The organism is Desulfobacter sp., assembly GCF_050177295.1.
Genome location: NZ_JBFXHE010000473.1, coordinates 1 through 3,163, shown reverse-complemented (window position 1 = coordinate 3,163; position 3,163 = coordinate 1). Strand labels below are relative to the sequence as shown.

Here is a 3,163-nt window from a genome sequence, read left to right as displayed (position 1 = left end):
CCATGTTTGACAGAATTCAGCATTCTTTCAATCACCAGAGAGAATTTATCGGAAATGCCTCCCATGAATTAAAGAGCCCCATAACCCGTCTGATGCTGGCCCAGGAGGATATGCTCATGAGTGAAAATCTGTCACCATCGGCTGAAAATAGCATGATCAAGCAGCTTGAAACAAGTCGCCGCATGAGTCATCTGGTGAAAAACCTGCTGGATCTTTCCAGAATGGAACAACAGGATATTTTAGATAACGTTCAAATGGATCTGTCTGTGCTGATCGGCAGAATTCTTGATGATTATACCGACGTGCTGGCTGCAAAAGGGATTCGCATCCGGAATCAGGTGGGGGCTTCTCTTCCTGTTACGGGGGATTCGGAAAAATTGTTCCGCCTATTCGTCAATCTGATTGATAATGCAATCCGGTACAACCTGCCCTCAGGGGGAGAAATTAAAATCAAGGGGAAGAAATCAAAGACAGACCTCTGTCTTGAAATCTTAAATTCAGGCTCAAAAATACCGGAACAGGACATTCCCCACCTGTTCGAGCAGTTTTACCGTGTTGAGAAGTCCAGGTCCCTGGCTCTCGGAGGTTCCGGGCTGGGGTTGGCCATTGCCCGGAAGATCGTAATTCTTCATAATGGCAGAATAGAGATCACCAACGGTCCGGATCAGATGATACAGACAACCGTCTGGCTGCCGAGAAACAGATACGCAGAACAGGCCTGAACCAACCGGTATCCGTTTCTAAGATTATTTTATTCTCTTTTTCCCTGCGGTCCTTGCTGGCAAGAAACGAACTCAATAAATGCTCCATAGAGAGCCGATAACCCCTGTTTCTCTGAGACCTTCTATAACCTCAAGAATTCCCACAAACCAGATAAACCACAACGCACTGAAGATATGAATCCGGTACACGACGGGGTTGACCAGATAGGTTGCAGGCTCTTCAAATAATGAAAATTTTGGAAAGAAGGCGGGTGTCTTATGGATATAGCTTTCAAATTCAGCCCCAAAATTTGACAACAGTCTTTTTTCTTCACTCTTTATTACAAAGGGATAATAGCTTGAAAATAAAATTAAAAAAAGAATGGGAAACGTTAGTGTTTCAGAGCAGAAACCAATCCCTATGACCCCAAGTAGGCTGAAAAAATAAAGGGGATTTCTGCACAAAGAGTATGGACCATTGGTAACCAATTGTTCATCCTTGTACCCAGCCACATAAAGAGAGCACCACATCCGTCCCAAAGAGGCAACGCCAACCAGAACGATACCGATAAAAAACAATATAAAGGTAAATATTTCATTCTCTGTCTCCCAGCGGCTTTTGCTGGCAAGTACAAAAAATAATATAATGACTCCCGCTATCCTGGAAATCAGACCTCTGTATTTTTCTATATTAAAAGGCATTTTATGACTCCTAAAACAATTTATTAACATGATGATCCATGCGTAGGGGATCTTCTCTCTGCTCCATAGGTCAGCAGTATTCTAATATAACACCGATTATGAAGAAAGTATGAAGGCAATGACAGAAAACGTGCTTGCCATTTTTTCAACTTTCTGCATGGTTTCAATCAGTTTGACGTTTCGATTTTGGAACCTCTGGCGCAGTCTGCAATAGATCCTCATCCTATTAACTGGTTGATTTCAAATATTGGCAGACAAACCGCAAGGATGATAAATCCGATCACCACGCCCATGATAAGAATGATCAACGGCTCGATGATTGAGGTGGCTGCTGTTATGGCTGTCTGAACATTTCTTTCAAACAGTTCTGCTGATTTTTCCAGCATTTTTTCCATTTCACCGCTTTTTTCTCCCACCTTGATCATCTGGGCCGCAAGGTCCGGAAAGGCTGAATTTTTTTCCAGAACAGAACCAAGACTGCCGCCTTGTTCCACTGTCTGGGCACATTTTTCGATCAGCTCGGCAATCACCCGGTTGCCGGAAATGGTTCTGGTAATGCCCAGGGCTGTTAAAAGCGGCACCCCGTTGTCAAGCAAAGACCCTAATGTCCTGGAAAACCGGGATGCAATGAGCTGTCTGGTCAGGTTGCCCGAAACCGGCAGGGATAAAATGATCCGGTCCAGAATGCGCCCCCCCTTCTCGGTTTTTCGGATGCCATACAGGCATAATAGGGCGAAAAACGGTGCAGGAATGATCAGCCACCACCACGCTTTTACCATGCCGCTGATACCAAGAAGCATCTGGGTGGGCATGGGCAGGTCATGGTTCATATCCGTAAAGATTTTTGTAATATTGGGGACAATAAAGGTCAAAAGAAACACAAGTACAAGAAAGCCAATGACCGCCATGAATACGGGATAGGCAAGAGAGGCTTGGATCTTCTTTTTTGTCTCCTCTCTTTTCTCACTGAAATCGGCCAGCCGTTCCAGCACAACCTCTAAGGTGCCGGAGGCTTCGCCTGCTTTGACCATGTTTATGTATACCGCAGAAAAGACCTGGGGGTGGGCGCCTAGCGCATCGGCAAAGCTGTTGCCCTCTTCAATGGCGTCCTTCACCCTGGACAGGACGCGCTTAAACGCCTTGGTTCTGGCCTGGGGCACCAGGGTGGCAACGGCTTTGAGCAAGGGAAATCCCGCTGTAAGAAGCGTGGCCAGCTGGCGTGTGATCATGCTGATTTCCGAAGATTTTACAGAAGAGAAAAAGGACGGCAGGTTAACGTTTTTTCCCCTGGATGCCTCTTTTTTCGTTTTAATGCGGCCGGCGCCTGATTCAATTCGCTGAATTGAGATGGGGAAAATGCCTTTTTGTTTCAAATCATCCTGGGCCGCATCATGATTTTCAGCATCTATAATGCCTGATTTTTTTCTGCCGGAGGCAGTCAGCCCGTTATATTCGAAAACAGCCATATAAAATACTATCCTTTATATCCGGGCCAGGCGTTGATCATACATGGCGCCCACCCTGCCGTCGATCCGACATCCGTCTCTCCGGTATTTCGGCCAGGCGTTGATCATACATGGAGCCCACCCCATACTCATCCCTGCGCATGAATTTTTCCACAGCAGGCCCTATCAGCTGCATTTCCGGGTTTTCTCTTTGGACCTCCTGGGCAATGTGCATTTCCTTGGTGCAGCCGGTGGAGTAGGTGGCATCCTTTCCGATCCATTCGGGCGGTACCTTCTGTTCCATGAGTTCAAAAC

The 3,163-nt window shown here is 46.3% G+C and carries 3 protein-coding genes and 1 pseudogene; 1 reads left to right on the top strand and 3 read right to left on the bottom strand.

The genetic code is table 11. The features are described 5' to 3' along the window. Nucleotides 1-722: sensor histidine kinase (locus AB7U36_RS21285; protein WP_428161624.1), on the top strand; the 722-nt coding region annotated here is incomplete at its 5' end. A 72-nt stretch (nt 723-794) separates the two neighbouring features. Here AB7U36_RS21285 and AB7U36_RS21280 read toward each other — a convergent pair. The 3 genes and pseudogenes from AB7U36_RS21280 to AB7U36_RS21270 form a co-directional block, all read right to left on the bottom strand. Then, nucleotides 795-1,403, bottom strand: coding sequence for a methyltransferase family protein (locus tag AB7U36_RS21280; protein WP_428161623.1), 609 nt, complete (start codon nt 1,401-1,403; stop codon nt 795-797). A 218-nt stretch (nt 1,404-1,621) separates the two neighbouring features. Next, nucleotides 1,622-2,869, bottom strand: a complete 1,248-nt coding sequence (gene gspF / locus AB7U36_RS21275; RefSeq protein ID WP_428161622.1) for a type II secretion system inner membrane protein GspF — start codon at nt 2,867-2,869, stop codon at nt 1,622-1,624. 37 nt (nt 2,870-2,906) lie between these two features. Further along, nucleotides 2,907-3,163: pseudogene (locus AB7U36_RS21270) on the bottom strand (ARMT1-like domain-containing protein); the annotation flags it as partial.

Coding starts and splice junctions, on each gene's coding strand:
- gspF (WP_428161622.1), bottom strand. CDS start 2,869: ATGGCTGTTTTCGAATATAACGGGCTGACTGCCTCCGGCAGAAAAAAA.
- AB7U36_RS21280 (WP_428161623.1), bottom strand. CDS start 1,403: ATGCCTTTTAATATAGAAAAATACAGAGGTCTGATTTCCAGGATAGCG.